Below are 1069 nucleotides of genomic sequence, written 5' to 3' on the forward strand. Positions count from 1 at the left end.
GTCGAGAGCTTGGGGGAGCGTGCCGGGCGTCGTGACGGGGCGAACGTTGCCTGTCGCGGCACTAGGAGTCGCCGGGAGCACGGGAAGGGCCGGGCTGCTCGGGCCGCTCCAGTGCCGCCACCGCCGCGCGGAGCTCTTCCGGCCCGATGCCGGCGGCCCGGGTCGACGGGATCGTGCAGGCGTAGGCGCCGGCCACGGTGCCGTGCAGGGCGCTGCGGCGGGGTGGGGTGCCGTTCAGCCAGGCGTGGAGGAACGCGGCGGCGAAGGCGTCGCCCGCGCCGTTGGAGTCGACGACCGGCGCCGGGGGCGCGACGGCGGGTACGTGGGTGAGCTCCCCGTCGGCCAGCAGGAACGCCCCGTCCGCCCCTGCGGTGGCGACGACGACGCGGGCCCGGCCCCGTTCGGTGATCCGCCGCATGGTCCGCTCCGGGTAGGTCAGGGCGGCGCTGGACAGGAAGACCAGGTCGGCCTGGTGGGCGAAGGGCTCGTGGTAGGGGTTGGAGCCGTCCCAGTCGTGCAGGTCGGTGGAGATCGTGAGGCCCGCCTCGCGCAGGGTGGGCAGCGCGTGGGCGCACGGCTGGGTGATGACGACGTGGGCGTGCCTGCTGACGGCCGCGAGTGCGCGGACGGTGTTCTCGGGCAGCCGGTCCGTGTCGGCGGCCCGGGTGGCGTCGTAGAGGGACGACCGCCTGCCGTCGGGGCCGACGAGGTTGACCGCGCGCTTGGTGCCGAGGGGCTGCGGGACGGCGGTGAGCCCGATGCCGTGCTCCCGGTGCAGCGCGCGGACGAGGTCGCCCTCGGGGTCGTCGCCGAGCAGGTCGAGGTGGTGCGTGCGCAGGCCCAGCGCGGTCGTCCCGAGGGCCACGAAGTCGCCGCTCTGGCCCGCGCGGGTCACGATCCCGGGCCGGATCATGTGGCTGTCCGCGAACGGCACGGGCAGCTCGGGTACGTGCACGATCGTGTCCACACCCGCGCCGCCCAGCACGAGGACGTCGATCTCGGTACTCATGGCGGCGCGGTGGGCGACCGGCGCCCATCCCGCCGAGGGCCACCCGTTCGGCAACGGCGC

1 protein-coding gene is annotated in these 1069 nt (G+C 75.7%); it reads right to left on the minus strand.

The genetic code is table 11. The features are described 5' to 3' along the window. Positions 1-61: 61 nt before the first annotated feature. On the minus strand, positions 62-1009 hold the full coding sequence (locus ABZ281_RS33345) for a PfkB family carbohydrate kinase (protein WP_356661607.1): 948 nt from the start codon (positions 1007-1009) through the stop codon (positions 62-64). Positions 1010-1069: the final 60 nt, after the last annotated feature.

Source organism: Streptomyces sp. NPDC006265 (assembly GCF_040613555.1).
GTDB lineage: Bacteria > Actinomycetota > Actinomycetes > Streptomycetales > Streptomycetaceae > Streptomyces.